21 protein-coding genes are annotated in these 24,116 nt (G+C 43.1%); 7 read left to right on the top strand and 14 right to left on the bottom strand.

The genetic code is table 11. The features are described from left to right. Positions 1 to 129: 129 nt before the first annotated feature. The 4 genes from DBR43_RS08835 (at position 130) to DBR43_RS08820 (ending at position 3,977) form a co-directional block, all read left to right on the top strand. Complete coding sequence (locus DBR43_RS08835; protein ID WP_124579838.1) at positions 130 to 1,188, top strand: sensor histidine kinase; 1,059 nt, start codon at positions 130 to 132, stop codon at positions 1,186 to 1,188. Next, a complete protein-coding gene (locus tag DBR43_RS08830) occupies positions 1,185 to 1,913 on the top strand; it encodes a LytR/AlgR family response regulator transcription factor (RefSeq protein ID WP_124579836.1) in 729 nt (242 codons plus the stop codon). The genes DBR43_RS08835 and DBR43_RS08830 overlap by 4 nt, the downstream gene beginning before the upstream one ends. Positions 1,914 to 1,923: 10 nt before the next feature. After that, the gene (locus tag DBR43_RS08825) at positions 1,924 to 3,360 is read left to right on the top strand and encodes a PLP-dependent aminotransferase family protein (protein WP_199756989.1); all 1,437 of its coding nucleotides are present in this window, start codon (positions 1,924 to 1,926) and stop codon (positions 3,358 to 3,360) included. Positions 3,361 to 3,434: 74 nt separating this feature from the next. Beyond that, positions 3,435 to 3,977 (top strand): GNAT family N-acetyltransferase, encoded by a 543-nt coding sequence (locus tag DBR43_RS08820; RefSeq protein ID WP_124579832.1) that lies wholly within the window; start codon positions 3,435 to 3,437, stop codon positions 3,975 to 3,977. On the opposite strand, the gene DBR43_RS08815 is transcribed toward DBR43_RS08820, so the two are convergent. The 4 genes from DBR43_RS08815 to DBR43_RS08800 form a co-directional block, all read right to left on the bottom strand. Further along, positions 3,964 to 5,190, bottom strand: a complete 1,227-nt coding sequence (locus DBR43_RS08815) for a TCR/Tet family MFS transporter (RefSeq protein ID WP_124579830.1) — start codon at positions 5,188 to 5,190, stop codon at positions 3,964 to 3,966. The genes DBR43_RS08820 and DBR43_RS08815 overlap by 14 nt on opposite strands. 230 nt (positions 5,191 to 5,420) lie before the next feature. Further along, positions 5,421 to 5,990 (bottom strand): hypothetical protein, encoded by a 570-nt coding sequence (locus DBR43_RS08810; RefSeq protein ID WP_124579828.1) that lies wholly within the window; start codon positions 5,988 to 5,990, stop codon positions 5,421 to 5,423. Positions 5,991 to 6,089: 99 nt separating this feature from the next. Then, positions 6,090 to 6,518 (bottom strand): SRPBCC domain-containing protein, encoded by a 429-nt coding sequence (locus DBR43_RS08805; protein ID WP_124579826.1) that lies wholly within the window; start codon positions 6,516 to 6,518, stop codon positions 6,090 to 6,092. Positions 6,519 to 6,536: 18 nt separating this feature from the next. Then, positions 6,537 to 6,857 carry an ArsR/SmtB family transcription factor gene (locus DBR43_RS08800; protein ID WP_124579824.1) on the bottom strand — a complete coding sequence of 107 codons (321 nt, stop codon included), beginning with the start codon at positions 6,855 to 6,857 and terminating at the stop codon, positions 6,537 to 6,539. A gap of 288 nt (positions 6,858 to 7,145) precedes the next feature. Here DBR43_RS08800 and DBR43_RS08795 point away from each other — a divergent pair, with 288 nt between their 5' ends. Further along, a complete protein-coding gene (locus tag DBR43_RS08795; protein WP_124579822.1) occupies positions 7,146 to 8,039 on the top strand; it encodes a hypothetical protein in 894 nt (297 codons plus the stop codon). Between the two features lie 13 nt (positions 8,040 to 8,052). Here the strand turns inward: DBR43_RS08795 and DBR43_RS08790 are convergent, their stop codons facing one another. The 7 genes from DBR43_RS08790 to DBR43_RS08760 form a co-directional block, all read right to left on the bottom strand. Then, positions 8,053 to 8,514, bottom strand: a complete 462-nt coding sequence (locus tag DBR43_RS08790) for a hypothetical protein (protein ID WP_124579819.1) — start codon at positions 8,512 to 8,514, stop codon at positions 8,053 to 8,055. Between the two features lie 57 nt (positions 8,515 to 8,571). Beyond that, positions 8,572 to 9,384: a DUF4249 domain-containing protein gene (locus DBR43_RS08785; RefSeq protein WP_158622459.1), complete on the bottom strand. Its 813-nt coding sequence runs from the start codon at positions 9,382 to 9,384 to the stop codon at positions 8,572 to 8,574. A 5-nt stretch (positions 9,385 to 9,389) separates the two neighbouring features. Beyond that, the gene (locus DBR43_RS08780; RefSeq protein ID WP_124579815.1) at positions 9,390 to 11,717 is read right to left on the bottom strand and encodes a TonB-dependent receptor; all 2,328 of its coding nucleotides are present in this window, start codon (positions 11,715 to 11,717) and stop codon (positions 9,390 to 9,392) included. 118 nt (positions 11,718 to 11,835) lie between these two features. Then, the gene (locus DBR43_RS08775; protein ID WP_199756988.1) at positions 11,836 to 13,197 is read right to left on the bottom strand and encodes an MATE family efflux transporter; all 1,362 of its coding nucleotides are present in this window, start codon (positions 13,195 to 13,197) and stop codon (positions 11,836 to 11,838) included. Positions 13,198 to 13,303: 106 nt separating this feature from the next. Next, entirely contained in the window at positions 13,304 to 16,558 is a 3,255-nt protein-coding gene (locus DBR43_RS08770; protein ID WP_124579813.1) for a hypothetical protein, read from the bottom strand. Between the two features lie 3 nt (positions 16,559 to 16,561). Next, positions 16,562 to 17,449, bottom strand: coding sequence for an ABC transporter ATP-binding protein (locus tag DBR43_RS08765; protein ID WP_124579811.1), 888 nt, complete (start codon positions 17,447 to 17,449; stop codon positions 16,562 to 16,564). A 32-nt stretch (positions 17,450 to 17,481) separates the two neighbouring features. Continuing rightward, on the bottom strand, positions 17,482 to 19,827 hold the full coding sequence (locus tag DBR43_RS08760) for a TonB-dependent receptor (RefSeq protein WP_124579809.1): 2,346 nt from the start codon (positions 19,825 to 19,827) through the stop codon (positions 17,482 to 17,484). Between the two features lie 112 nt (positions 19,828 to 19,939). Here DBR43_RS08760 and DBR43_RS08755 point away from each other — a divergent pair, with 112 nt between their 5' ends. Then, positions 19,940 to 20,935: a helix-turn-helix transcriptional regulator gene (locus DBR43_RS08755; protein ID WP_124579807.1), complete on the top strand. Its 996-nt coding sequence runs from the start codon at positions 19,940 to 19,942 to the stop codon at positions 20,933 to 20,935. A 20-nt stretch (positions 20,936 to 20,955) separates the two neighbouring features. On the opposite strand, the gene DBR43_RS08750 is transcribed toward DBR43_RS08755, so the two are convergent. Both DBR43_RS08750 and DBR43_RS08745 read right to left on the bottom strand, forming a co-directional pair. After that, complete coding sequence (locus DBR43_RS08750; protein WP_124579805.1) at positions 20,956 to 22,221, bottom strand: hypothetical protein; 1,266 nt, start codon at positions 22,219 to 22,221, stop codon at positions 20,956 to 20,958. Positions 22,222 to 22,420: 199 nt separating this feature from the next. Continuing rightward, a complete protein-coding gene (locus tag DBR43_RS08745) occupies positions 22,421 to 22,888 on the bottom strand; it encodes a nucleoside triphosphate pyrophosphohydrolase family protein (RefSeq protein ID WP_124579803.1) in 468 nt (155 codons plus the stop codon). Between the two features lie 178 nt (positions 22,889 to 23,066). On the opposite strand from DBR43_RS08745, the gene DBR43_RS33510 reads away from it, so the two are divergent. Then, positions 23,067 to 23,198, top strand: a complete 132-nt coding sequence (locus DBR43_RS33510; protein WP_124580530.1) for a CPCC family cysteine-rich protein — start codon at positions 23,067 to 23,069, stop codon at positions 23,196 to 23,198. Between the two features lie 111 nt (positions 23,199 to 23,309). On the opposite strand, the gene DBR43_RS08735 is transcribed toward DBR43_RS33510, so the two are convergent. Beyond that, a complete protein-coding gene (locus tag DBR43_RS08735) occupies positions 23,310 to 23,903 on the bottom strand; it encodes an HD domain-containing protein (protein WP_124579801.1) in 594 nt (197 codons plus the stop codon). Positions 23,904 to 24,116 lie beyond the last annotated feature (213 nt).

Genomic DNA, 24,116 nt, shown 5'->3' with positions numbered 1-24,116 from the left:
GGACTGAAAATCTGTTAGATCAACTGAGGCATCTGCTCGCTGAACCGCAGATTTTTATTTCTGGCGGGCAAAAACAAGGTTTCATCGAAATTTTGCCCTAAAATCTTTTAATTTATGTTCATTTGAAGAATGAATCTATCTCTTGAAGGATTGGACTATAAACAAAAGATCAGGTACCTGGAACTGGCCTATCTTTTCGTAATTGCAGTGGTGGTACCGCTGTGTATGGGCCCTCAGATCTTCGATAAATTTTCTCATGGCATCAGTTATATTGTTTTAAACATCAGCCAGCTGCCGGCCATCATTTTTTTTTACCGGGTTTACCTGGAGAAAATTCTGTTCAAAGGAAAACCTTTGGTTTCCATCCTGAGCTTTCCGCTTTTCATTCTGGCCTACGAAATCAATTGCAGACTTTCCTATTTCTTTTTTATCAATGTGCCTTTAATGCCGCAAACCTATATTGATAAATTGAAACTGGGAAATCCGGGGAGCCTTAGCGAACTGACTCAGAATGTGGGTTATACCTGTCTGGTATTTCTGACCGGTTTTGCCCTCGTCATGACCAAACGCTTACTGGCAAAACAGGAGGAGGTACATGAGTTGCAGTATGACAAACTGAAGCTGGAACTGGACCACCTTAAATCTCAGTTACAACCTCATTTCTTTTTCAATACGCTCAATAATTTATATACACTGAGCATCCAGCAGTCTGATAAAGCACCGAAAATGATTGCCAGTTTATCTGCCATCATGCGCTATGTCCTGTACGAAAGCAAGGAAGAAAAAGTGAGCCTGAACCGGGAGATCCAATTCATGCACAACTATTTTGAACTGGAACGAATCCGTCATACAGACCCCGATCAGATCGAATTTATTGTTCAGGGAAACCCTGATGGAAAACAAATCGAACCTTTGTTGTTTTTACCTTTGATAGAGAACTGCTTTAAACATGCCCTGCAAAGGGATGTTTCCGGAAATCCGGTAAAGATTGTACTGGCCATAGATGACCATGAGCTGGTTTTTCAAACGAGTAATAAAATCCTTGAACAGGAAAAAGCCCCGGTTTACGGGGGGATTGGGCTCAGCAACATTAAGAAACGCCTGAAATTGCTGTATGGCGAGCGCCAGCAGCTGAACCTGGAATTGGAATCAGGTCATTTTATCGCCACCATTAGCCTGCAGATATGAGCGTGAACAGATTGAGATGTATGATTATTGACGACGAGCCCCTTGCCCGTCAGCTGATCGAATCCCATTGTCGGCAGATGGGAAATATAGAGGTGGTAGCCTCCTGCAAGAGTGCGCTGGATGCTTTTCAGGTGTTACATGATGGTTCGGCTATTGACCTTATGTTTCTGGATATTCAAATGCCGGGAATTACAGGGCTAAGTTTTCTGAAGTCATTAAAAGAGCCACCAAAGGTGATTTTTACCACTGCCTATACCGACCATGCGGTCGAAGCATTCGAACTGGAAGCTCTGGATTACCTGGTTAAGCCCATTACTTTTGAACGTTTCTTTAAAGCCGTACAGCGGGCCTCGGGTAAATCTGCAACGGCCGGCACAGCGCTGTCTGCTCCTCCTGCTCCAACTGGCCCGGAGGCCATCTTTTTAAAGGTAAACCGTCGGCTGCTGAGGATCGAATTACAGGAAATTCAATATATGGAAAGTTTGGGCGACTATGTCAAGGTCTTCACTGATAAGGGAATGGAGGTTTGTTATACCACACTCCATAAATTAGAAGAATTACTTCCCGAGCTGCTCTTTTTAAGGGTGCACAGGTCTTATATGATATCTTTACAGCGAATCAATTTTCTGGAGGGAAACTTTGTCAAAATAGGAGATACGGATATCCCTATCGGACAAACGTATAAAGAAACTTTAATGAAAAGGCTGAATTATAAAGAAGGATAGGAGCTTGAATATGCAGAAATACCGATATGAAGAAATTGCAGCAGAGATGGAAGCCAATATCCTGGAAGGGCGACTAAAACCTGGACATAAACTCCCTTCTGTCAGGGCCCTGAAGCTGAAATATAACATTGGTCTGAGCACCGTTCAGAATGCTTACGAATACCTGATGATAAAGGGATTGGTTGCAAGCATCCCAAAGTCCGGATATTATGTGTCCGGACCTAAGCGGGAGGATAGGGAAGGGCAAAAATCCTTGAAAGGACCTGCAAGGATTGTAGTGCACGATGCCATTTTTAAAAACAATTTATCGGTCATCACTGCTCATGCTGATCCGCAGAAAAAACATAGCATCACCGAGTTTAATGTGGCCGCTCCGGGCGAATTTTTTATTCCCCAAAAATTACTCCTGAGGACCATGCAGCAGGTGATCAGGGAAAAAGGAGCCGGATTGCTCAGGTATTATCCTTCCAATGGTTCGGAATTTCTAAAAGAGCACCTTGCCAGACGCGCAACAACGTACCACAGTAGGTTTAGGGCAGAGGAACTGATCATTACCGATGGGGCGATTCAGGCTTTTTACATCGCACTGGCCTCGGTAACCGCTCCGGGAGATGTAATTGCAATTGAAAGCCCTTGTATATTTTCAATGCTGGAAGTGGTCAAAAACCTGAGACTGAAAGTGATTGAAATTCCGGTTCATGAAGGTTCGGGATTTGACGTGGCATTTCTGAAGCGGGCAGCAGAACAGGCAATGTTAAAGGCAATTGTGTTAACGCCAAACTTTCACAATCCTACAGGAGCACTGCTTGCTGATGCGGATAAAAAAGAGTTGTTAACGATTGCGCAGTCCAGGGGCATCCCGATCATCGAGAATGATGTTTTTGGTGACCTCAATTTCTCCGGGACCCGCCCTTTGAACATCCAGTCTATGGACAATAGCGGCCTGGTCATGACCTTCTCTTCTTTCTCCAAAACCCTTGCCCCCGGAATCAGGCTGGGCTGGCTCTCTCCGGGCAGGTTCTTTAAGCAGGCAGAGCAACTCAAGTTCTCCCTGGGAAGTACGGTTTCTCCAATTTATCAGGAAAGCATTGCAAAGTTGCTGGCCTCCAGTAGTTACGACAGGCATGTCAGAAAATTCCGGATGCAGCTGGCAGCACAGGCTTACCACACGATCAACCTGATCTCTGAATTTTTCCCCGGAAGTACCCGGATTAGTCAGCCGAAAGGAGGGTATAGCATCTGGTTGAAGATGGAAAAGAAAGTCAATATGAAATTGTTTTATAAACATTGTGAGCAGAACGGCATCCGCTTTACGCCGGGATCTGCCTTTTCCTTCAGCAACGTTTTTGAACAGCATTTCAGAATTGTCTTTGCCAGTAAATATACCCCGCAAAGGGAAGAAATGTTAAAGCTTGCTGGTAAAATCGCCTCGGACTGTACCCTTTAGATTTTCATATTCTGCACCTGTCTCCTTGTTTTAAAGCGGCTAATTTTGATGCCGTTATTACAAGTTATCTAAATATGGACAATCGCATTAAAACAAAATTTACCGTTGCTTCTGAAGAAGGAATCGCGGTGTTACAATATCTTGGAGAAACCCGGGGATATGAAAAATATGGGACATTACTTGATGAAAAACAACTCGCCGATTACTTGTTTGATCACTATAACCGGGATACCATCATCAGCAATTTAAACACTTTTTCTAACCAACTGATTGTCGTTTATAAGGAGGAAAAACCTGCCGGATTTGCTTACCTGACTGGAAAGGGAGCAGTTTCAGAGCCCTTTTCTGCCCGGCGTGTTTTTCATATTGGCGCTTTCGAAATACTGAATGCCTTCAGAGAAAGCGAAGTTATGGAGGCCTTGATGGAAAAATGTATGGTGATTTGCAAATCTTATGATGCCATACAGCTCATCGAGCAGGAAGCAGAGACAGAGATGATCGCTTTTTATGAGAAACATGGTTTTCATCAGCGCACATCACAGCTGTCAGTTGTCGCTGGTGTGTCTGTCCCTTCCCTGATACTGATCCGGGAAAACAACCGGACTATTTCCGGTTGATAAAAGATTCCTTTTTCATGGTTCTTGTACAGATCCATACACTGATTAACATTAAGACCGCGGCGGCTAAAAAGGGTGCGCCGGAGAATTTTAAAGGGGCATTTGGTCTGGTAAACCAGGCGAAAAGATTGGTCATTAACAGTGGGCCTACAATCGTGGTGGCACTCATCAGACTGGTTAGTGCTCCTTGTAATTCTCCCTGTTCGTTCTGAGGAACATTCCCGGAAATCGTAGCCTGTAGTGCTGGCCCGGCTATGCCCCCCAGGCAATACGGAATAAGAAAGGCAAACATCATCCAGCTTTGGTTGGCAAAAGCAAAGAGTACCATTCCAAAGGCCGAAAACCCCAGACCAATATAAATGCTTTTTTCATTGCCCAGCCGCGGACTGGTATAACGGATCAAACCGCCCTGTACCAAGGCCACTAAAATACCTGCAGTGGCCAAAGAGATGCCGATTAGAAAGGTGTTCCAGTGGAAACGTTCAATATTGATGAAGGTCCAGGTGCTTTGCAGGGCATGGCCGGCGATATAGATAAAGATCAGGGCAACAATTAATCCTCCTACTCCTTTGTATTTCCTCAGGCAGAGTAAAGAACCCATTGGATTTGCCCTGGACCATTCAAAAGGTCGTCTGTGTTCTTTAGACAAGGATTCCGGCAAGACAAAATAACCGTAAATGACATTGATCAGGGTCAGGATTGCTGCAGCAACGAAAGGAATCCTCGGGCCAAGCTGGCCCAGGAGGCCGCCCAATGCAGGACCAATTACAAAGCCCAGGCCAAAAGCAGCACCGATCATTCCAAAATTCTGAGCCCTGTTTTCTTTGGTACTGATGTCTGCAATGTAAGCGGTAGCGGTAGTCATACTGGCACCAAAAACTCCGGCAATGATCCGGCCGATAAATAGCCACCAGATGCTGGGCGCCAAAGCAAGAAAAATATAATCGATCCCGAAACCAAGAAGAGATAACAATAAAACGGGCCTTCTTCCATACTGATCACTCAGATTTCCTATAATTGGCGCGCAAACAAACTGCATGATCGCATAGGCAAACATGAGCAATCCGCTCCATTGGGAAGCCTGACTGATATTTCCATGGATCAATTGTTCGATCAATTGAGGAAATACAGGGATAATCAGTCCAATGCCAATGACATCCAATAACATGGTGATGAAAATGAAGCTTAACGCTGCCTTTCGGGTAGAAGCCATAAATTTGTTGTGGGTTTGAACCCGCAAGTTATATTTTTTTAATCTATTAGGTTGCTTCCTATTTTATTTTCATCTTGGTTTTTTATTTTTGCAGGAATAGAACGCGTTTCTTAAAGAAACTAATCCGGGGGGATGAAGGAACATTAAAGGTGGACATTAAGGTGAGGTTTACGTCACCTTAATCCACCTGTTCCGGGTAATATTTAAGGAACATCCGACAGAATGTATTGCTAAAGTTTTTCAATAATCTTTCCCCTGGGAAGCTGAGAGTAGATCTTCCAGCCAATTGGGACGCCCCAGCCATTTGGTATGGTCAGTTGCGTACCCGAAGGTAGACCATCATAGCGGGTAATGGTCAGGTAACCGGAAGAGGAGGAGTTCGTAACGATCCATCCAAGGGGTACACCCCAGCCACTTGAAATTACTATGTTTGATCCCGGACTCATTCCTTCAATTTTAGTGATGGTTAAGTAACCCGGACTGGTAGAGGTGGTTACAGCCCAGCCAATCGGTGCAGTTTGACCACTTAAGATGACCAAAGTATAGCCAGTAGGAAGCCCATCGTATTTAGTGATGGTTTTATACTTGTTGTCTGCGGACTTCCATGTTGCAATCCAACCCGGGGGAATGCTTTGATTTCCCGGTATGGTTTGTGTTTCAGGTACTGCCATTACCGATGTACTGCTCTTTTGTGAAACAGGAACAGGACTTTCTGAAGTTGCATTTGTAAAAGATTCTTTTGTACAGCCGGCCAAAGTTAGTAGCCCGGAAATCAGGACTGCAGCTACGTTTGATTTCATATTTGTATGATTAAGAGGTCTATACTAAGATCCTTTTATATTTAGAGGAAAAGAAAAATCAAATATTAAATAATTGTAATGATTTCGGTTCCTTTTTAATTATTGACCTTCAACAAAATCTTTTAATGAGGTTCCGATAATAAACGTCCATCCGGCATGAAACGAGGAAGGAGCAAAATCAGGGTTATCCGTAATAAAGGTTTCCAAACCGGTATGCGTTAGCTTTAACCTGGTTTTTCCGGCTTCTTCAAACAATTCAAAGCTGACAGCAGATTCACCGGGATAGTTTTCGTATTTCCAGGTATAGGTTAATTTCTGCTCCGGAATAAGTTCTGTGATTTTGCAAAGATGGAGGTACCTGGTATCGTCCTTTGAGCCATAGAACTGGAATTCAAAACCTATTTCAGGCTTAAAGTCTGCAATGTCAAAATACCATTTTTTCATTTTTGCATTGTTGGTTAATGCATCCCATACCCGGGCAACCGGTGCATTCAGGACTCTTTCAAGTACAAGTGGTTCTGCTTTCATTTTGCGGTAGGTTTTAATTTATAATTTGAGCTGATTTTCTGAATCAAGAAAAGCTTCCAGTGCATCCAGTTTTTGCGACCAGAAGCGCTGGTATTTTTCTGCCCATGCGGCTACTTCCTTAATTTTTTGGAGTTGTGGTTCACAATAACGTTCCCTGCCATCCTGCCTGATCACTAATAAACCGCATTCCATTAATATTTTGATGTGTTTTGATACTGCCGGCCGGCTCATGTCAAAATGGTCTGCTACTGCATTCAGGTTTAAAGATTGCTGAGAAATTAAATGGATAATCTCTCTTCTGGTAGGATCGGCTATGGCCTGAAAAACATCTCTTCTCAATTTATTTTTGTTTTATGTGAAACCATTCGGTTACTAATTTAAGTGTAACCGTTTGGTTTCGCAAATATTCCGCAAAATATTTTTAGGGAAAGCAATAACATGCAGCCTGCGCTTGTTAACTAGCAGCTTAACCGATCTGAAAAATATTAAATAGATATGACCCTCTATCGGCTCATTAAGTATGATATCTGATAGGAGATAGAAGTATTGTCCGGCATCTCTTCTGGCTTCATGGGTATTCATTTTTATTGAGTATCTTCAATGGAAATAAGTTCATAAAGAAGTAAAATGAAAGTAACCCTGGTTTCCCTTTTTTGTTTATTGATGAGCAGCTCGGTTTTCGGACAGCCGGACGAGGCTTTGTTTTCACGTTTGCAAGGGCTTTTTAGCAACAAAACTGAATTTTACAATGTAGATGGTTTTGAAATTTCCAGTCAGAAGTTCGATCTGGACTTTTCTAAAAAAAATGTTTTGAAAAATTTTAAAAAATACGGCATCAAAGAAGCGGATCTGAATACTTCGGATTCCTCGTTGAAGTTTAACAATTGGTACGTAACAAAAGCAAGCGAAGAGGTTAAAGGAGTTTTAATAAATTCTTCGTATTACTTCATAGAAAACACGGATAAAAAACTGACCGGCATTAGTTTCTCTGCCATGAATAAATCGGACCGGGATTTTGAAAGGAGTTTTGTTAACTTAATTAAGAACAATGCAATTCCCAATAGTGTTTTCAATTCCCTGGATCTTGACAGCCTTAATCTGGCAGGCAGAAAGATAGCGGTGGGGGAAGGTTGCAGATATATGGGGGTAAACAATGTCCAATGTCCCTCCAACGGGCAGATGAGCTGGAGCGTTCATAAAACTCAGGAAGATGCAGTTCAGACGGTAAATGCCCATTGGAAAACAATTCAGGAACAGAAGGGGGGCAAAGCCTTATCAGACACGACGGTCAATGTTATTTTTGAAGGAAAAGAAACGACCGCTAAGAAGATGATTTATGGTTTTAAGGGAGTAAATTCCTTGTTGATTAAAATGGACGGAGCGAAGACCCTAACTGTTTATGCGGTAGCCTGCCCGGCAAAGAATAGTTTTGTGAGTTGTGTGATGAGCTTTTGGAATACGGATAATGTGAACAGAAACGGATTGCCAAGGTTACTGGAAAAAGTAATGACATTGAAATAAAGGAGTCCTGAATTTAAAGCGTCTGTATTAGTTTTTCCACGAGTTCTTTAAAGTTCCGGAGGGAATTAGGACAATAGCCCACAAAGTTCAATTCCTGGAGCCTGTACCTTATTTTATGGAGAATCGGCTTAATCTTATGATCGCTGTGGGCTAAAAAATCATTGTTATCCAGCATATTATAACATGGCGGATCAAACACTAAAAATAGATGTCCATACAAGTAAGCCCTGTTGGCAAGAGAACCTACATGATCCCCATCGGCTGTTAAGGCTTCAGCAAAATTCTCGAGAAAATCTCTTTCCCAATCTCTGAATCCGGCAACAAGCTGTTCTAAATCATTGTCATCAAAGCGGAATAAAAAGCCAGTGACAGCACTAATCCCACCATACCAATACTCACTATCCCATCCTCTGTGGTTTGCGATATATAGATATAGTTCTTTTATTTTGGGGTTATGCGTTAAGGATGGTGCCATATGTAAGGGCAAGTTATGATTTTTAATTCACAGGGGCAATTTGCGGTAATCAGCCAATTACTTCACGGTCATTTGTTTTTGACTTACCGTATGTGCGCTAAAATAACCCAATGCCTTATTGTCGATATTTGAAGGAGGATTTCCCGGAGTTGCTCCGCCAGCGGGACCATTTGACGACTGCTGACTCAACGTATACCAATAAAGGAATACATTTTTATCAATGGACTGCATTTCGATATCCACTACATCTCCTGTTTTCAACTGGTCCTGGTCATTGTTGTTTCCGGTAAAAAATAATACGCTGGGCACCTCGTTCCCATCAGTCAGCCGGTCATTTTCTGCGTAGACCTGTTTCGATTGAATTCCGTTCACTTTCATGACAAAACGGTACTGATTGGCAATCCCCGCAGGATCCTTATAATGCACCTGTGCCTGTTTCTGATCATCACCTCCAAAATTAAAGACCTTTACGTCCAGAAAATCTATTCCTACCGGAGCAGGCATAACGGAGCTTGCAGTATAAACCACGTTATTTATCCTGGCCTTAAGGGTATAAATCCGCCCGGTTTCTCCCTTCATTGCAGGAAAGGTATACCTTCCTGCTGTAGTTTCAGAAAAGGTCCAGGAATGACCATTGTCGTCTGTGACCGTGACAACTGCCCCACTTACCGGAGGGTAGGTATTGGTTGCGGTATAAGGAACCGATTTAGTAATTTTAACCAGCTGTTGTCCGGCCTGATCGGTGATGTTTCCTTCGATTACGACTTGACTTTCGGCATTGTCCAGCTTCACCTCAATCACTTTTTCACAAGAGGCAAATGTAAAGGAACCGGCAAGAAGCAGTGAGATATATTTGATTTGATTTAACATGATCATTAGAATTTAAAGTTATAGGTTACTGAAGGGATGATGCCAAAAAGGCTGGTTTGCACGGCTTCTGTGCGACTTGGGTCATTTTCCTTGTCTCTGAAGCGGATGGCATAAGGGTTTTTAGTGTTGAGGACATTGTAGACGCTGAATGTCCAGCTGCTCTGGAACCTGCGGGTTTCCTTTGCTTTTAGGGTAGCCCCAATGTCCAGTCTTGAAGTATTGGGCATGCGGTTGGCATTTCTATCCGTATAGTAATAAGTCGTTAGGCCACCTATGTCATATTTGCCTGCCGGATAAGTCACTGAATTTCCGGTATTGAAAATATAATTGGCAGAAACGGACCAGCGCTTGCTCAGGTTGTACATGGCCACTAAGGATAAATCATGCGTCCGGTCTTGGCGGGCAGGAAAATAGCTGCCCTGGTTGATGCCATCAAACTGACGCTCTGTTTTTGAAAGGGTATAGCTGATCCATCCTGTGAGCCTCCCTTTGGTCTTTTTGCCATAAAGCTCCAGGCCATAGGCGCGGCCCTTTCCGTATAACAGGAGCGATTCAACTTCCGCGTTTGCCGTTAAATCTGCACCATCTTTATAATCGATCTGGTTTTGTAACCATTTGTAATAGACTTCCGCTGAAAACTCATAACCATTGTCTTCGGTGTTTTTAAAGTATCCAAGGGCGATCTGGTCACCGATCTCAGGTTTGATGTTGTTGCTGCTCATGACATACTGATCTGTTGGCGCACTTGTGCCCGAGTTATTCAGGATGTGGATATTTTGTGTATTTCGGTTGTATGAAGCTTTGATGGAGTTTTTGTCGTTCAGCGTATAGCTTGCTGAAAAACGGGGTTCCAGGTTGAAATAGTTTTTCACAAATTCCCCGCTCTTATATGTTTTCGAGGAAACGAAGGCTGCTGTGTTGTCGTATGTATTGATCTTTCCGGGACCAAGCAGGGAGAACTGGCTCAACCGCAGACCCATCAGTAAATTGAATTTTTCAGACAGTTTCCATTCGTCAGATACATAAAGACCAAACTCCAGGCCATAACGCTTTTCTATGGAAAGCGGATTGATACTGGAGTTCCCGGAGGCAGTAATGTCGGAAGGGCTAATCTGATGGCGTGTTCCCTGCAGACCAAACCTGAGCATGTGGTTATTGCTGAAATACTGAAAATCCTGTTTAAAGTTTAAGTCCCTGATGAGCGATTTCACTTTGGCATTGTTTTGCCCGTCAATCAGCTCAATGGCATAGCTGTATCGGTTATACACCAAAGAAGTATTTGAAAACAACCTGTTGTTGAAAATGTGGTTAAAACGCATAGTCGCAGTGGTATTGCCCCAGTCGTTGGCAAATAAATCTTTAATGCCAATATTGTCCTGACCAAAGTAACCGGAAAGGTAGAGGGTATTTTTATCATCAAATTTATAGTTGACCTTTGCATTGATGTCATAGAAATTAAGGGTATTCTTTTTCAAAGCAGAGTCGCCAAAAGCTTTCAGCAGGAGGTCGATATAGGTTCTCCTTGCACTGATCATAAATGAGCTTTTATTTTGAACCAGTGGGCCCTCTGCCTTGATGCGTGAAGCAATGAGGCCAAGGCCGCCCTCTACGCCAAACTTCTTGTCGTTACCGTCCTGCATTTTAACATCGAGTACAGAAGACAACCGGCCACCGTATTGTGCCGGCATACCTCCTTTATACAGGCTGACATCCTTAATGGCATCGGCATTAAAAGTGGAGAAGAAACCCAGTAAATGGGCGGAATTGTAAACCGTAGCCTCATCCAGTAAGATCAGGTTTTGATCTGCAGCACCGCCGCGGACAAAAAATCCGGTATTGCCTTCTCCTCCGGATTTCACCCCGGGAAGAAACTGTATGGCTTTTAATACGTCCTTTTCACCCAATAAGACAGGCACATTGTCCAGGTCTTTCATGTTGATTTTGTTCAGGCCCATTTGCGGGTTTTTTACATTTTCATTCTTCAGCTCTCCGGCACTGATCTGGACCTCCTGTAGGGTAGAAGCCGGTGCAAGCGCGATGTTAATCGTCAACGCTTTGTTGACTAAGACTTTCTGAGTTGAAATTTGATAACCGCTGTAACTAACGATCAGGTTGTATTCTCCTGTGGGGGCAGTAATCGAATAGAAGCCATAAGCATTCGTTGCCAGGCCAGTATTTTGACCGGAACTTTGCAGTTTAACCGTCGCCCCGATCAACGTTTCTCCTGTCGCGCCGTCTTTTACTGTTCCGCTTATGCTAATCCGTTGCTGTGCAGATAAAATAAAGGGGACCGAACTGAGCAGCGTGAAGAGAAAAATGAATGTTATTTTCATGTCATTTAGATGTTTAATGAGACGAAAATATCTAAACGGCATAGAACGACCTTGAAAATAGCGATGAGCTGTACAGAATATCAGCTCAGTCGTTAAAAAATCAGGATGACCTGTAGGATCAGTTTATGGAATGAACAGCTAAGCCTAACCGTTTAAAACAACACTTCAAAATCACCAGTGCAAGAATAATCATCGCAATATCAATTGCGGTACTGCCCCAGTAAATCGCACTTATTCCAAAATATTTGGGTAAAAAGATCATCAAAGGAAAATAGAGTAATACCTGTCTGAGCATGGCAATCAGCGAGGTTTCTTTTGCGCGTTCGATGGATGGAAGTGTTACCAGGCACATAAATACGATAGGTAGAAAAGGCAAAACCACCAAATACACCCTGAAGTCAATCAGTTGCTGCGGACTGATGACCAGGTTTGGCAGCATGCTCTGGATCACAGTTGTCGGGAAAAAGCTCATGAACAGCCAAAAAGGGGCGATGATCCCAAAGCCATAAAAGACAAATAACCAATAGGAACGGATCACCCGGTCGTATTTTCCTGCACCATAATTCATTCCTGTTACTGGTTGCAGGGCACGCATGAGCCCAATGATGGGCATCATCATAAACAAGAGGATTCTGTTGCATACGGTATAAAAAGGCAAATCGGCAGCTGTTCCATATTTCGTCACTGCGTTTAATACAACCGCACTTTGTATCACGGTCATGATGGTTAAGATCATTCCGGGCAAACCGAGTTTTAAGATCTCTTTTGCAATGGGGCCATCTATCCTGAGGCTGTTCCATTTGCTGATAAAAGAAGCATTCCCTTTGGCAAAATACCACAGGCCAATGATGGAATAAAGCAACATTCCGGTATTGGTAGCCCATGCTGCACCTGAAACTCCCCAGCCGAAGTTTTTAATGAAAAGGGGCTTCAGGACAACATCCAGTATCAAGCCGAGGGCAATCATCCATGCTGCGGTTTTCATTTTGCCTTCTCCGCGGATCACCATATTCAGGGCAAGGCCATGAATCCAGAACAATGCGCCAATGGTGGTTACCCTGAAATAATCCGTTCCATAGGCCAGTACCTCATCGGCGCCACCCATGAGCCGGACCAAAGGTTCTGCAAGAAAGTATAGTGGCAGACAAACCAGGAGAGAAAGAAGGATACTCAATCCATTCACCGTGCCGATTAATCTTTGTAGTTTTTCTTTTTCGTTTGCACCCAGCCAGATGCTCAAGGCGGTTCCCGCACCTGTGCCGATTAAACTTCCCAGGCCTAAGGTAACCTGAGCCAGGGGATAGGCAATTCCGACACCAGCCAGGGCTTCTTTGTTCATTAGCCGACCCACAAAAACACCATCCAGAAAACTATTGAGGCCATACAATACCATGGCCAGAACAGAAGGCCAGGAGAGCCTCCACATAATTGTCTTTAAGTCTCCATTCAGGATAAAATGTTTTTCTTTTTCTTGCTGCATAACTTATCGGTCGTTCTTTGATTGGAATTTGTTGCTCGTTGATTGAAACTGGTTGCTTTTTTGTTGAAATGGAACACTCTTTTGTTGAAAATGAAAGCAAAGCGGATTATTCCGCAGTGCTTTCAAAAGCTTTGACCAGCATCGGTTTGTCTTTATTCGGGATGGCGGTCTTCAGTAAATCATAAAATAGCCAGGCATTTACTGGTTTTTCTGCTTTTTGGCTCTCTTTCAGAAAAGTGCTGATGGCCTGGTTCAGGACTTTTTCTCCGCTCAGCTTACTGAGTTTGTAGAGTGCATCACTGCCTTTTTGATTGGATACATAGCCTGCATCTTCATCCGCTTTGATCAGACTGGGCTCTGTATTTTGCTCTTTTGCCCTTCCTTTGAGGTAGAGGTCATGGCTTTTCTCCAGGTGCTTTTCCAGAGAAGCTGCGCCATAGAAATGCTGCAATTGCTGATAAGCCAGGTAACCTGGAATCGATTGGGTAATCAGCGGATAACCTTGTGTTCTGCTGATATTTGCCTGTTGCATATATTGTTGTGCAATGAGCCTGGCGCTGATGTAACGAAGGTAATCCAGGTCTTCCTGCCGGCGGATATCTGCAATCCAACCGTGATTTTCGGGCAGAACAATCAGGTTCCCGCTGGAAAAAAGATCCTGGTCATATCGTGGGCGCTCGGCGATGCGAAGGGTTTGATAAGGATAGGGCCCCAGCGTTTTGTTTAAAAACTGAAGGGCTTCCTTCGCAGATTGCATGAGGTGATTTACATTATAGGCATGTGCAGGATGGTAGGATATTTCTATATTCAGGGCTTTTCCGCCTATCGTTATTGCCGCTTTTTTATGCGCATATTTAGCGGATAGGATATGAAAACTGAAGACATCAGGTTTTTCAGAAACAAACTGATAATGATGGCGTCCGTTCTTTTTCCATTCTTTTTTCAAGATCCCCGGGGCGATGATGTCCTGACCGGCAGTTGTGCTGATGTTTAAGGTATAATTCATGCGGTTGGCCTGCGTGGATGCGAAAGACTGCGTAGCGGCAAGGGAATCGTTGATTTCCGGTAAACGGGAGCCGATCTTTTTCAGGTGATTTTCAACCCGGTACTTATTGAGCTTTAATGCCCTGCGGTCATCATAACCGAAATAAGGGATCAGGTCCTGAGAAAGAAAAGAGCCGTTAAAAGTCAGTTCTTTTTGTGGGTCATCATTTGTAAAACCCTGGTGCTGCAGGCTTCCTTTAACAATTAAGGTCATTTGATCGCCCGGAAGAAGGGAATGATCCAAAAGATAGCTGTTATGTCTTAGCTCCTGATCTTCTTTGAGGAGCTGAAGTGTATAACCCGGAATGCTGAGCTGTTCAATGGCCGAGAAATCCATCCACTCGATATGTAGGGTATCTATTGGCCGGTTTGTAGGATTCTGTAATTGTAAACGGCTGTTGTACACCAAACTTCTTTTTTCAGGATAGAGGTCCAGCTGAAGCCCGAGGTTGAGGATCTTTGGTTGGGGAGAATGCTGATAGCGCTGATAGGTCGTTTCATAAAGGGCCTGTTCGTTGCGTTCATCGGCCTTCGCCTGAAACTTGTTTTCTATGTTTACCGTTTGGTAAATGACCTGGTGACAATAAACGAAAGCTGTGGTACCGATAATCAAAAGCAATAGAAGAACAGGACTGAATTTTCCTCTTTTCATCATTCTTTTTCCCAGACTTGAAGGGGTGCCGCGTTGCCAGAGCCAAAGGCCAATAGAGAAAATGGCGAGACCGAAGGCAGTCCAATAGGTCATGAACCAGGCATGAGAAAGCGAAAAGATGCCATTGCCGTTCATGTCTGTATTCATCGCAGATCCGGGGGAGAACATAAAATTCAACCTGTTTTGTTCAATTACTTCTATTTCATGTAAGATCACGCTGATGATCAGGACCAGAATGCTGAGCCAGTGCGTGGCGTATCGGTTCGCGGTAATTCCGGCGATACAGACACAGAGGAAAATATAACTGAGGTACTTAGGGATCCAGCGGATAAAAAGGTCATTGAAGTAGACCTCAAGCTCAAAATGATGATAGCCTTTTAATGTCTGGACGAGCATTCCGAACAACATTAAACAGGTAGTTACCAATAATGCTACCCCGAGCATGGCCATGATTTTTGAGAGCACAGTAACCCATGTCGGTAAAGGAAGCGCATCGCCGATTTGCCAGAAGCCTGTGCTCTGGTTTTTAAACAGCAATTCCGTGGTGTTAATAATGATAAACATCAGAAAATAAAAAGAGAGCGGGAGCGTCACTCCGGTAATTTCAATGGTGACCGGTAAGGTGGGGGCTGCCGAATAATACTGTTGCTGCCAGACGGCAATATAACACACATAAATAATCAGCAACATGCCCAGAAAGATCTTAAATCCTAAAGGCCTGATGACACTTTTGAATTCCAGCCAGGAAAGTGAGCATGTTTTCCTGATGTCTGAAGAAAGAGAGAAATGCTGACTCACCTTATGAAGAGTGCTGACCGCTAAAACAGGTTTGGTAAGGAGCGGGGGAGCATCCTGGGCCTGTTTTTTACGTTTACCCTCATTCTTTGCACCGAACTTGCTGAAAGAATATTTTCTGGCAGCAATCAAAAGAGAAAGCATCGCAATGCTTACCCAGATCAACCTGTTGTAAAACAGATAACCGGAGAAGCCCGGGGAGTAACTGTTCTTTTGCGCAGGTGAGAAGTGCTCTAACTGGGCATGTAAAACTGAAAAGGCGGTGGGGTCAGCCAATACCACACTGGCATTGTTGTTAAAAGATGTTTCTGCAAAAATCATGAGCAGCATCGCCGAAAGGGAAATGCCATAAGCAGTTTTCGCGCTGCGTGTAAATACAGAAACAGAGAAACAAAGGCTGTAGATGACAAAGATGTTTGGAAGGAAAACAAACAATACTGCCTTGAGTATGGCCTCCCAGGAGAGCGGTCCGAGGTTAGGAACAGGAAGGCAGCTGTATAAAATGATGCCCAGCAAATAACCCGCATTTAATAACAGCAGTATGCTGATGGAGCCAAGATATCTTCCCCAAAAGAAAGACTGCTGACTGGCCCTGGTGGTGTACAGCAGGGAAGATGTGCGGTAGTCAAGGTCTTTGGCGAGTGCTGTTCCACCCAGAATAGCGGTGACTATAAATCCGATATAACCAATTCCCGCCAATACCGTATAGAGAATGGCCGGGGCATTTGCATAGGTTTTATCTGCACCAAAGAACTCTCCGGTATGCCTCATATAATAAAGGCCCTGGGCAATCATCAACAGTAAAAAGATCCAGGTGAACGGCTTTTTGAAATGTTGCTTCAGCTCGAAACTGAAAATAGTAGAGAACATAGTTTATGCGTTTTGCGGGGTTAAATCATTAGCGATCAATTGAAAATAATTGTCTTCCAGAGAGGGCTTTTTAGGCTCAAAGCCCGGATCAGGCAGCTCTTCTGCCAATACGGTGATAATGAGTTTTCCCGAATGGAAGCGGTTGGAAATGATGTTCGCCGCTTTCTGATAGAATGGCAGTTCCTGCTTTTCAATTTGCTTTTCCCAAAGGCGGCCATTGAGCTCATTTTCTATGTCGGAAGGTTTACCGGATTTAATCACTTCGCCATTTCCAATGATGGCCATATCATTGCAAAGGGTCGATACATCTTCTACGATATGCGTAGAAAGGATCACGATGGTGTTTTCGCCGATCTCGCTGAGCAGGTTGTAAAAACGGTTGCGTTCCAGCGGATCCAGTCCGGCAGTAGGTTCATCAACAATGATGATTTTTGGCTGGCCAAGCAAGGCCTGGGCAATGCCAAAGCGCTGTTTCATCCCTCCGGAATAAGTGCTGAGTTTTTTCTTCCGGACCTCATAAAGATTTACCCTGTGGAGTAAATCATTTACCGATTCCATTCTTTCCGTCGCATTGCTTAACCCTTTCATCTCTGCGATATGGTTGAGCATTTCTACAGCTGATACATTGGGATAGACGCCAAAATCCTGAGGCAGGTAACCCAGAATTTTGCGCATCGACGCAGGATCTTTTAATACATCAATATCATCCAGGTGGATACTTCCTGAATCTGCATCCTGTAAGGTGGCAATGGTCCGCATGAGGGTTGATTTACCTGCACCATTCTGACCAAGCAGGCCAAACATGCCGGTCCCGATAGTAAGCGAGACTTGTTTTAACGCTTGTTTGCCGTTGGAATAGGTCTTTGTAAGGTTTTCTATTTTAAGTTGCATGTGGTTTCTTTTTAAAATTGATCTGCCGGTACTTAGAACCTTAATTTCAGGGAGGTTCCGTATGTTCTCGGGGTCCCGATCAGTACCGGGCTGGTTGCTGCGGTCTGAGTGGCATAAGCAAAGGACAGGTATTTTGTTGCTCCTATATTTTTTGCCCATAAGCCCAGCTCGAATTTTCTATACCTGAGCCCCATAGAGAGGTTCAGTAAGCTAAATGCTTTCTGGCTCAGGTCGTTGTAATAGGTCATGTATTGTTTTCCAAAATATTTCCATTCGGGGATCACATAGAAACTGGTCTGGTCGCTGAAGTGGTAACGGTAGGTCGCAGATAAGGAAGAAGTGAATCCAGGGGTGAAAATCTGTTTGTTCCCGGCAAAGTCCTTGTTTTCTGTCAGTACAGGAAGCAACAACTTTTCATATCTGGTATCTACCACTCCAATATTATAGCTGACTTCCAGTCCTTTTAAAGGAAGTGCCGTCAATTCCAGTTCTCCACCTTTGTTAACCAGCTCGCCGATGTTATCAGTGAGGTTTTCAGGCAAGGTGAGGGTCTGCTGCTGGTCTTTCCAGCGGGTGTAGAAGAGTGCCGCATTGGCCCTCAGGCGTTTGTTAAACCATTCTGACTTAAAGCCGATTTCGTAGTTATTGGTGAATTCAGGTTTATAGTTTAACCTGCTGGCATCAAGCGTGTAGGGGTTGAATCCTCCGGAACGGTAGCCACGGGAATAGGTGGCATACAGCAACAGCTCTGTTTGCGGATTATAAGAAATACTCAGCTTGGGAGAGAAGGCCCCGTTACTGCCTTTTATTTTTGTTTCGGGCTGGTACATCCAGGGATTTGGTGCTTTAAAAAATCCCTGAACATAGCTCATATTCCTTTTCTCATAATCATACCTCAGGCCGGCAGTCAGCTCCCACTGGTTGCTGAGGGCATAGGAGAGGTTGGCATAGGCTGCCACTCCATAAATTTTCCGGTCAGTATCGGTCGCAGAATTATAGGGAGGAACCGGTTGGCTGGGGTCCTTTGAAGGAGGCATCTGCGCTCCGGTAAGGTAAATGGTATTCGCTTCTTTTCTGTCGATAAAACCGAACAATCCTCCTGTAAATTTTAATTTTTTACTGTTGTCGGTTACCATTTTAAATTCCTGTGTGAGGGTGTTTTGAGGTGCCCGCGGAACCTCAAAAGTCATGATGTCATAAGGGCTGTAATCGACATCGTAATCTTTATAGGTATCACTCATATAGGTGTATCCGGTTACCGAGGATAATTCCGTTCCGTTAATACGGTATAAGGCCTGCAAAGAAGAGCTGAACAGTTTTCTTTTTTCGATGTTCGTTCCGTTTTGGTTGATGACGTAAGGATTTTGCAACGCTTTTTCTGCGCCTTGAACATAAGGAAAGGCACCGGGCATATAGTTCGATTCGGCCTTGGCGTTAAAGGTGAACGAAAGCTTGTCGCTGGCCAGGTATTTCAGGTAGAAATTGCCGTTATAGGTTTCCGGTCTGTCGAACTTTCTGCCATCATACTGGTTGCGGAAATAGCCTTTGCGGGTATCATATAAACCGGAGATTCCTGCGAAGAGTTTATCTTTAATCAATGGTCCGGAAAAGCCAATGTTATACCGTTGTGAATTGTAATTGCCAAGTCCGGCTTCTGCAAAACCATGGAAATTATTGTCGGGTTTACGGGTAATGAGGTTGATGACCCCTCCAAGACCGTTTCTTCCATAAAGCGTGCTTTGCGGGCCTCTGAGTACTTCTACACGTTCGATATCCTGCATTTGAACACTGGCAGAATAACCATCAAACATAGGAACCCCGTCGATGTAAACCCCGACCACCGGATCTGTGGAAAAGGTAAGTACCCCCCGGATAGACATGACATTGAGTGATGGAGAGCCAGCATTCATGGACATCAGATTAGGGACAGACAATACGAGATCGCCCATTTCTTTAATGTTTCTTTCCTGGATCTGTTTTCCGCTCAAAGAAGAAACCGCCATTGGCACCTTCTGTAATAGGTTTTCGCGTTTTTCGGCAGTCACCGTGACTGCATCTAATTGGATCGGCTGATGTTTACAGTTGATGTCCAACACTGCGGTTTCTCCTGCTTTAACGGAAATGGTATAGCTTTCAGTACGGTAACCCAGGTGGATGGCAAATAGGGTATAGCTTCCGGGACTGATGTTTTTAAAAAGGAAACGACCGTTCCTGTCGCTGCTGCGTTCCAGTTTTAATTCTTTAATTTGTATAATTGCTCCGGCAACTGCCTGATTGTCTTCGGTATGGATGTATCCACTGATTTCTCCCCCCTTTTGGGCATTGGCCCGGGATAAGCAAAAGATAAATAAGCTAAATAAGAGTACTTTTTTAATCATATGTTTTAGATTGATTCTAAATAACTGTAGTTTTATGGCGCAAATCTAGGTTCCTGTCTTTGTTGGGGATTACCAATTCAGGAATAAAAATGACGCTAAAAGGAATATCTTTATGAAGATCACATTGAACTTTTCCGACCTCCAGGACATGACAATGGAGCATGCCTTTCCGGATAATTACCACCATATCGGGGAACCGATTGTAGAACGAACAACTGCTCTGGAATGCTTTGGTGGAACAGGTACCTATCGGGAGATCTTTTTTGAAGGGGTCCACATTGCTTTTGGGGACCTCCGGCTAAAGCATCAGACGGTACTTAATTTTGAGAGTGATTTTGAAACGGTAGAGATGCATTTTGACCTTTCCGGAAATACGCTGACCAATATTTCCGGAACCAACAGCATGCATTATGAGTTCAACAGCAATCACCATAACATCATTTATGTTCCGGGTATAAAAGGAAATCTTCATTTTAATACGATGAGCACCCAGGTGCTGGAGATTAACCTGTCCATTCCCCTGTTTAAAAAGTTCATTGCTGATACGGAGATCTTTACTGATTTTATCCGGCACATCAATCAGCAGGACCCGGCAATGCTCGGCAAACACAATATGCCGATTACTCCCGCAATGGTATCATTGATCCGGTCGATTTTAGATTGCAGGAAAGTGGGAATGTACAAGCGGATGTACCTGGAGGCTAAAGTAGTCGAATTGTTGTTGCTTCAGCTGGAACAGTTTGCCTTTCATGATTGTAATTCCTTTTGTTCCCTGAAACCCGCAGACATGGAGAAAATGCACCATGCCCGGGATATTATCTTTACCAGGGCAAATGAAGTGCATTCTTTGCGCCGGCTGGCTTTGGAAATCGGCACCAATGAGTTTACGCTCAAAAAAGGGTTTAAAGAAGTCTTTGGAACTACGGTATTTGGAATGTTGAGCGATTTGAAGATGGAAGAAGCAAAACGGTTATTGTCTGAGGGAGAGAAAAGCATTTCGGAGATCAGCGAATATGCCGGGTATAAGAATTCCACACATTTTACTTCTGCATTTAAGAAGAAATATGGGATCACGCCAGGGAAATATAAAGTGGAACTCTGCCTGTAACAACAGGAAATCATAGCTGATTATGGTTTGCAGCCAATGATGCTGACCATTGTTAGTTTGTTGTCTTTATCGTAAAAATAAGATTTGAGACTACAGTCCTGCCCAATCACTGTTACCTGTTTAAATAATTGCTGCAGCTTGTTGTCTTTGCCGAGCATGATTTGTTTGTAGGGATTCTCCCAGATCAGTTCGTTTTGCGAATTCAGTGTTTTCGGGTTTAAGCTGTAAAAAGCAGATCTCGAGTAGAGGTCATCGCTCTCGTTTTTATAATTGTAAATGGTTTCCGAGTTCTTATTGCTTTCCCTGATGATCCTGCCGTGTTTATCATATATATAATAGGTGTTGCTGCCAGAACCGGCATCAGGTCCCCTGGAAAATCTCCTCACACATTGTTTTTGGTCGTTGAGATAAAAAGTCTCAAAACTCCTGGGAACGCCTTTTTCAATGTTTATGGTATGGTATCTGTCTTTCTCATAGACAAAACGGGTCGTGCTATTGTCAGATATCAATTTCCTGATCAATCCTGATTGATCTATGGTGTATTTTAGGCTGTAGCTCAGTTTGCCCTCATTGAAATTGTTCATTTCCAATACCTGATTTTTATCATTATACAGGTAGGTACTGTGATTGGGCATTTTTTCCTGCATGAGGCTATCCTTGAACATTTCGGCAGTTCTTTCCGGGCAATTGCAGTCTACATAACTTTTGGACCGACTTAAATAATGAATGGTATTGGCATTTTTTATCAGTTGAGCAGCATAGTGCTGATCCGGAACAAATTTCGATTCCATGATCTGCTTCATTTCTTCCTGAAGCGCTATGGTGTTTTTCTGATCCAGCATTTTTGGAACAAGATCATCCGCTGAGCTAATGTTCAGGTAAGTTTTTATGGTTTTTAAATATTGATCAGGATTAGTGACGAGTATGGGTTGGTCAATGCCGTTGGAAATTAACATTCCATAAGGTTTCCGGGCATTCGGACGGTAAAAGAAAAACCTGCCCGATGTATTGTTGTATTCCACGACGTTTTTTGTGCTGATGTCGAATATTGGAAAGCTGGAATAAACCGCACCAAAATAGGCATTTACTGCTCTGCTGTTTTTTTTATGTTTCTGATATGGAAGGCTGCGGTCATCTGATCCGAAAAATATGATGCTCTTGTCAGGCTCAGTAAAGCTAATGGCCGCTTTTTCTTTTAACGGCATTTCTCTGAGGAACATTTTCTGAGAAAAAGAAGGAGTATAAAAGAAGCTGAATAATAAGCCGTACAAAAGCGTTCTTAACATCTGGTCTGGATTTTGGTTTCGGGGGTTAAATTACCATTTATTATTAAACCGGTGTCAGGGGCCTGAAGTTCGCCGGGAATCAAAGGATATTTGCAGGGCCCGGGTGATTATTCGCCTGGAATGGTAAAAGGAATAAAAAAACAGGAACCTGTTTAATTAGGTTCCTGTCTATAATGTGATAAAGAATTTTTTGAAATCCTTAGTAAATGATACTTTTCAGATCTGCAGGAGAATAATTGATAGATTTTAAGGTCTTATCGTCATTTGATCTGTATACCAGAAATAAAGAATCTTCTTCTTTATGGTAAGCGTTACATTGATGGTTGGTTCTGTAATGCTGAATGGTCTCATTCGCCTCTTCTTCAGATTTACAGGCTTTGCTCATATTTGAACGGTGAACTTCATCAAAAAGTTGTTTAAACTTGTCTGCTAATCCGAATTCCAAAATTGCTCCTGACAACACATATTGAAGGTCACATAAAGCATCTGCTATTTCTACCAGGTTGTTTTCTTCTACCGCCTGTTTTAGTTCGTTCAGTTCTTCAGCAAGAAGAGAAACCCTCAGGTTACACCTTTCCCTTGCAGGAATACCTGGTGTTTCTTGAATCGGATGTTTAAATGTTTTATGAAATTCTGCTACCTGATTTAGTGAATTTGTCTCTTGCATGTGTTGTTGATTTAATATTTTACGCTGTGTTTCCATCAAAATTAATATATTTTGGCGAATATAAAGGGCATTGGAATGGTAAGGTGTGGCGGGGGAGCTGGTCTTTATACCATTATCCAATAACAATAGAAAAAGAATTTGTGGATTTTCTCTTAAAAAATGATTTCAGGAAGAAAACATCGATGATAGTGGAGGGCCCAATTTAGTTTCTTTAAGAACAGCCAGAGAAAACTTTATAAAATTTGGAGCAGTTGAAGAGATGTTTATAGATCAGGTAAGACCCCCGTATAAAGAAGTAACGAGTAGGTAATTGAGTATGAAAACTAGAATTGGAACTTTTAAAGGAGTTCGATAAGGCATAGTTTTTTGGAATGGCTTCTGCTATCGCTTTAATAACTGAAGCCATTCTCTACTTTTCGGACTAATTTTTCTTTAATATCCCTTTTTCAATACTTTCCTCGAAAAGCATTTGTGTATGCTCCCAAAGCGTTTGGGACCCATGCTGCATCGCATTGGTTTTCTTCAACACAGTATCGTATTTTACATCAAACTCCATCCAGGTTCCTCCCTGGTTGGAGACATTTTGTAAAACCGGTTCTAACCTGTCCAGTGATTTTGCAAACTTGGCTTCCGCAGTCTGCCCTTCTTCAAATTCTTCCCAGATGGAAATAAATTCTTCTTTCTGTTGCGTTGGCAAAAGGCCGAAAATTCTTTCTGCCGCTTTCCTTTCTTCCTCTGTATTGGTATGATTTGCGGTCGTATCGTATAAAAAAATATCTCCTGAATCGATTTCTACGATGTCATGGATCAGCAGCATTTTTACTACTTTTTGAACGTCTACTTTTTCATTGGCATGTTCGGCCAGAACCATGGCCATCATGGCGAGATGCCAGCTGTGTTCTGCATCGTTTTCATTCCGCTCACTGTTAAATAGACGGGTTTTTCGCTGGATGTACTTGAGTTTGTCGATTTCGTGGATGAAGGCCAGTTGCCTGGACAGGTGCTCTAAATTCATGTGATTACATTTGATGTTTAAGCATTGCAAAAGTAGCATTTTATCTGTTAAGAAGAGGACGTCTGAAGCGCCATTTCTGAGCTAAACTTGATTTATTGCTTATTTTTTCTTACCTTTGCGGTGTTTTTAATTTAAACCTTCGCTGTCGTTACGCCATCTGCGCGTTATTTTCTTAAAAGGAAACAGCACAATATCTGTTTAAATGCCTAAGGG

It is taken from the genome of Pedobacter sp. KBW06, assembly GCF_003852525.1.
In the GTDB taxonomy this organism is placed as follows: Bacteria; Bacteroidota; Bacteroidia; order Sphingobacteriales; family Sphingobacteriaceae; genus Pedobacter.
This window is presented reverse-complemented; position numbering and strand designations above follow the sequence as displayed.

What these genes read in the sequence shown, in the direction of transcription:
- DBR43_RS08835 (WP_124579838.1), top strand. Translation starts at nt 130, where the DNA reads ATGAATCTATCTCTTGAAGGATTGGACTATAAACAAAAGATCAGGTAC.
- DBR43_RS08830 (WP_124579836.1), top strand. Translation starts at nt 1,185, where the DNA reads ATGAGCGTGAACAGATTGAGATGTATGATTATTGACGACGAGCCCCTT.
- DBR43_RS08825 (WP_199756989.1), top strand. Translation starts at nt 1,924, where the DNA reads ATGCAGAAATACCGATATGAAGAAATTGCAGCAGAGATGGAAGCCAAT.
- DBR43_RS08820 (WP_124579832.1), top strand. Translation starts at nt 3,435, where the DNA reads ATGGACAATCGCATTAAAACAAAATTTACCGTTGCTTCTGAAGAAGGA.
- DBR43_RS08815 (WP_124579830.1), bottom strand. Translation starts at nt 5,190, where the DNA reads ATGGCTTCTACCCGAAAGGCAGCGTTAAGCTTCATTTTCATCACCATG.
- DBR43_RS08810 (WP_124579828.1), bottom strand. Translation starts at nt 5,990, where the DNA reads ATGAAATCAAACGTAGCTGCAGTCCTGATTTCCGGGCTACTAACTTTG.
- DBR43_RS08805 (WP_124579826.1), bottom strand. Translation starts at nt 6,518, where the DNA reads ATGAAAGCAGAACCACTTGTACTTGAAAGAGTCCTGAATGCACCGGTT.
- DBR43_RS08795 (WP_124579822.1), top strand. Translation starts at nt 7,146, where the DNA reads ATGAAAGTAACCCTGGTTTCCCTTTTTTGTTTATTGATGAGCAGCTCG.
- DBR43_RS08790 (WP_124579819.1), bottom strand. Translation starts at nt 8,514, where the DNA reads ATGGCACCATCCTTAACGCATAACCCCAAAATAAAAGAACTATATCTA.
- DBR43_RS08785 (WP_158622459.1), bottom strand. Translation starts at nt 9,384, where the DNA reads ATGTTAAATCAAATCAAATATATCTCACTGCTTCTTGCCGGTTCCTTT.
- DBR43_RS08780 (WP_124579815.1), bottom strand. Translation starts at nt 11,717, where the DNA reads ATGAAAATAACATTCATTTTTCTCTTCACGCTGCTCAGTTCGGTCCCC.
- DBR43_RS08775 (WP_199756988.1), bottom strand. Translation starts at nt 13,197, where the DNA reads ATGCAGCAAGAAAAAGAAAAACATTTTATCCTGAATGGAGACTTAAAG.
- DBR43_RS08770 (WP_124579813.1), bottom strand. Translation starts at nt 16,558, where the DNA reads ATGTTCTCTACTATTTTCAGTTTCGAGCTGAAGCAACATTTCAAAAAG.
- DBR43_RS08765 (WP_124579811.1), bottom strand. Translation starts at nt 17,449, where the DNA reads ATGCAACTTAAAATAGAAAACCTTACAAAGACCTATTCCAACGGCAAA.
- DBR43_RS08760 (WP_124579809.1), bottom strand. Translation starts at nt 19,827, where the DNA reads ATGATTAAAAAAGTACTCTTATTTAGCTTATTTATCTTTTGCTTATCC.
- DBR43_RS08755 (WP_124579807.1), top strand. Translation starts at nt 19,940, where the DNA reads ATGAAGATCACATTGAACTTTTCCGACCTCCAGGACATGACAATGGAG.
- DBR43_RS08750 (WP_124579805.1), bottom strand. Translation starts at nt 22,221, where the DNA reads ATGTTAAGAACGCTTTTGTACGGCTTATTATTCAGCTTCTTTTATACT.
- DBR43_RS08745 (WP_124579803.1), bottom strand. Translation starts at nt 22,888, where the DNA reads ATGCAAGAGACAAATTCACTAAATCAGGTAGCAGAATTTCATAAAACA.
- DBR43_RS08735 (WP_124579801.1), bottom strand. Translation starts at nt 23,903, where the DNA reads ATGAATTTAGAGCACCTGTCCAGGCAACTGGCCTTCATCCACGAAATC.